The 4,914-nt window shown below is 42.8% G+C and carries 1 protein-coding gene; it reads left to right on the forward strand.

The features are described from left to right. A partial coding sequence (locus VB740_RS17140; RefSeq protein WP_323201169.1) for a non-ribosomal peptide synthetase occupies positions 1 to 4,914 on the forward strand: 4,914 nt, incomplete at both ends.

A 4,914-nucleotide genomic window follows, 5' to 3' on the forward strand; every position in this document is an offset into this window, starting at 1 on the left:
CATTGCAGCCAGAACGGGATCTCAGTCATGCACCACTGTTCCAAGTGATGTTTGTACTTCAGAACGCGCCGATATCTGAAGTAGAGCTTGTTGACTTAACTATCAGTTCTTTGCAACTCCAAAGCACAACTGCTAAGTTTGATTTAACTTTGTCGATCCACAACTATGCTGCTGAATTAGTAAGTACATGGGAATACAACACTGATTTATTTGATGCAGCCACAATTGAGCGGATGGCAGGACATTTTGTGACATTGCTTGAAGGGATTGTTGCTAACCCAGAGGAGCGAATTTCTCAATTACCTTTATTGACAGAAGTTGAGCAGCATCAGTTATTAATTGAGTGGAACTCGACTCAAGTAGATTATCCAGTAGATAAGTGTATCCATCAGTTGTTTGAGGAGCAAGTAGCGCATACACCCGATGCTGTAGCTGTGGTGTTTGAAGATCAACAACTGACTTACCAGCAGTTGAACTGTCGCGCTAACCAGTTAGCATATTACTTGCAGTCTTTGGGTGTAAAACCAGATACGTTGGTGGGTATTTGTGTAGAGCGATCGCTAGAAATGGTCGTGGGACTGCTAGGTATTCTTAAGGCGGGTGGGGCATACCTACCACTTGACCCAGACTATCCGGCTCAACGCCTGAGCTTTATGCTAGAAGATGCTCAAGTCAGAGTGCTGCTTACACAACGGCAGCTCAAAGAAAAGTTGCTTGAGTATCAAGGGCAGGTTGTATGTTTAGACACTGACTGGCAATTTATTTCTCAGTTGAGTCAGGAGAATCTCATCCCTGCTGTGCAAGATAGTGACTTGGCTTATGTGATTTACACAAGCGGTTCAACCGGACAGCCCAAGGGAGCAATGAACACCCACTTGGGGATTTATAATCGCCTGCTGTGGATGCAACAAGCTTATCAATTAACAGCAGAAGATTGCATTTTACAGAAAACCCCTTTCAGCTTTGATGTGTCAGTTTGGGAGTTTTTCTGGCCATTAATCACTGGAGCGCGTTTAGTTGTGGCTAAACCAGGAGGACATAAAGATAGTGCTTACTTGGTCAACTTAATTTTAGAACAGCAGATTACTACACTGCATTTTGTTCCTTCTATGCTCCAGGTTTTCTTAGAAGAACAAAGTTTAAAAAATTGCAATAGTTTGAAACGAGTTATCTGTAGTGGGGAAGCTCTGCCAAAAGAACTCCAAGAACGCTTTTTCACTCGGTTAGACTGCGAATTGCACAATCTCTACGGACCAACAGAAGCTGCAATTGATGTCACTTTTTGGCAATGTAAACAAAAAAGCTATCTTAGCACAGTTCCTATTGGGCGACCTATAGCTAACACACAAATCTACATCTTAGATGAGTATCTGCAACCAGTACCCGTGGGTGTACCAGGAGAATTGCACATTGGTGGTGCAGGGATAGCAAGAGGCTACCTCAACCGTCCAGAGTTGACAAAAGAAAAATTCATCCTTAACCCTTTTAGCGATAAACTACATTCCCGCCTTTATAAAACTGGTGATTTAGCACGTTATTTACCGAATGGCACAATTGAATACCTGGGACGTATTGACAACCAAGTAAAAATACGCGGTTTCCGTATCGAGTTGGGAGAAATTGAAGCAGGGTTGAGCCAATATGAGGATATACAGGCGTGTTGTGTTATTGCTCGTGAAGACACGACTGGGGATAAACGCTTAGTCGCCTACGTAGTGCCGCATCTAGGACAAACTCTTACAGTCAGCCAGTTACGCTCTTTCCTCTCTGGTCAACTGCCACAGTACATGATGCCTCATGCTTTTGTGATGCTGGAGTCGCTAGCTCTTTTGCCCAACGGCAAGGTAGACCGCCGCGCATTGCCTGCACCAGATTACCGTGGAGAACTGAAAGTCGGTTTTGTCGCCCCACGCAATCAAATTGAAGAAATGCTAGCGCAGATTTGGGCAGAAGTTCTGAGACTAAAGCAAGTGGGCATACATGATAACTTCTTTGAACTTGGCGGAGATTCTATTCTCAGTATTCAAATCATCAGCAGAGCCAAGCAAACAGGATTGCATCTGACTCTCAAGCAATTATTTGCACATCAAACAATTGCAGAATTAGCGAGAGTGGAAAACATAGCAAGTGTTATCCACATAGAACAAGGATTAGTTACAGGGACATTACCTCTAACACCAATTCAACACTATTTCTTTGAGCAAAATTTACAACAGCCGCACCACTTTAATCAATCATTTCTACTCTCAGTACCATCTGACCTCAAGACAGAGTTATTAAAGCAAGTATTGCAGCAATTGCTAGTACATCACGATTCTCTGCGCCTACGTTTTACACAATCTGAGTCCACTTGGCAGCAGATTCACTCTGCTGTGACTGATAGTGTTGCCTTCTCTCACATAGACTTATCGGCACTTCTAGAAAGTGAGCAACAAACTGCTATTGAAGCTAAAGCAGCTTCCTTGCAGGCAAGTTTGAATCTGTCAAAGAATCTAGTGCAAGTCGCCTTTTTCCATCTGGGTATTGACAAAAGAGCGCGATTACTGATCATCATCCACCACTTGGTAGTTGACGGTGTTTCTTGGCGAATTTTGTTAGAGGATTTGCAAACAGCTTACCAGAGGCTTGCTCAAGGTAAAGCGATGCCTACGGCGGTAAACTACGTGCTGCCTGCTAAAACAACTTCTTTCAAAGATTGGTCTAACAAATTAACCGAATATGCACAATCAGAAACGATAAAATCCGAGGTCGCTTATTGGCTAAATCAATCTCGCGCCACAGTTCCTCCCATACCAGTAGACTATACACAACGAACAAACACTGTTGAAACAGCTAGTACCGTATCAGTGTCGTTAAATAAGGTGGAAACTCGTGCCTTACTGCAAGATGTACCGAAGGCTTACAACACTCAGATTAACGATGTGCTACTGACTACCTTAGTACTGGTTTTGGGCAAATGGACTAACTCTAAAAGTGTGCTGTTCAACTTAGAAGGTCATGGGCGAGAAGATATTATTGATGGTGTGGATTTGTCACGCACCATCGGTTGGTTTACAACCATCTTCCCTGTACTTGTGGAACTGGGAGCAATAGAAAATATAGTCGATGCCTTAAAATCTGTCAAAGAACAACTGCGTGCTATTCCTAATAAAGGAATTGGTTACGGCTTACTGCGTTATCTGAGTCAGGATGTAGAAATTGTTGCTCAACTACAGGCATTACCGCAAGCAGAAATTAGCTTCAACTATCTGGGTCAATTCGATCAACTTCTCAATACATCTTCTTGGATGCAGCCAGCTAGTGAGTCTGCTGGACACAGCCAAAGTTTGCATAACAGCCGCGCTCATCTACTAGATATTAACAGCATTATTGTTGGAGAACAGCTGCAAATAGATTGGACTTACAGCACAAATGTCCACCAGCACGCCACAATTGAAAGTCTGGCACAAGAATTTGTCAAGACATTACAGAGGCTAATAGCTCACTGTTCATCACCTGAGAGTGGAGGTTATACACCTTCAGATTTCCCGTTAGTCAACCTCAACCAAGTAAAACTAGACCAACTGTTGACAAGTTTAGTCTTCAACAATCAATCAGGCAAAACTGAATCGAGAAATATTGAAGATATTTACCCACTCTCTAGTATGCAACAGGGTATGCTGTTTGAGAGTTTGTATGCTCCAGACTCAGGAGTATATTTTGAGCAGCTAAGTTTCACTTTGAAAGGAAAGTTGGATGTGCCAGCATTTGAGCAAGCTTGGCAGCAAGTGGTAGCACGACATTCAATCTTACGGACTGCTTTTGTTTGGGAGGAATTGACCCAGCCACTTCAAGTCGTGTATCGACAGGTAGATGTTAACCTACAGACCCATGATTGGCAGCAACTATCTTTACAAGACCAACAAAAACAATTAGAGTTTTTGTTGCAGTCACAACGACAACAAGGTTTTCAACTGTCTGTTGCACCACTGATGCACCTGAGCCTCATCCAATTGAGTGCGGATAGTTATCAATTTATTTGGAGTCATCATCACTTATTACTTGATGGCTGGTCAATGCCTTTGGTTTTCAAAGACCTATTGTACTTTTATCAAGCAATTTCTCAGAGTGAAACTCTAGATATTCAACCAACTGCAAGCTACCGCAACTATATTGCTTGGCTACAGAAACAAGACTTAACCCAAGCTGAACAATTCTGGAGAGAAAAACTCCAAGGCTTTAGTACACCCACTGCTTTGAGTATCGATAAACCATCGTCAAACAGCAAAAAGTTAAATTCTAGCCACAGCGAACAACACATCCAACTGACAGAACAAGCGACAGCTGTCCTACAGAATTTTGCACGACAGCATCAGCTGACAATGAATAATCTGGTGCAAGCGACTTGGGCATTACTGTTGTGTCGCTACAGTCAAGAAACTGATGTAGTGTTTGGTGCGACTATATCTGGTCGTCCGCCATCTCTTGTTGGCATCGAGTCGATGGTGGGGGTATTTATCAACACCTTGCCAGTGCGAGTTCAAGTTTCAGCAAACACTGAACTTTTAGCTTTGTTGAAAGATTTACAGGCATACCATGTTGAGTCCGAGCAATATTCATATAGTTCATTGGTAGAGATTCAGGGCTGGAGTGATGTCCCCAGAGGAACGCCTTTCTTCGAGAGCATTGTTGTCTTCGAGAATTATCCAATTGATGAAGCAGCGTCAGCGAAGAATTACAGTTTCTCCATAGACAATATTCACGCCATTGAAAAAACTAATTATCCTCTGACTGTAATTGCTGCTCCTGGTAAGCAATTGTTTGTGAAAATTAACTACGATACGAGCCGATTTGATGATGCGCCAATTACTCGCTTATTAGGACATTTTGTCACATTGCTAGAGGCAATTGTAGCCCATCCCCAAGAGCGGATTT

Origin of the sequence: Nostoc sp. UHCC 0251 (assembly GCF_034932245.1) — a bacterium.
GTDB lineage: Bacteria > Cyanobacteriota > Cyanobacteriia > Cyanobacteriales > Nostocaceae > Nostoc.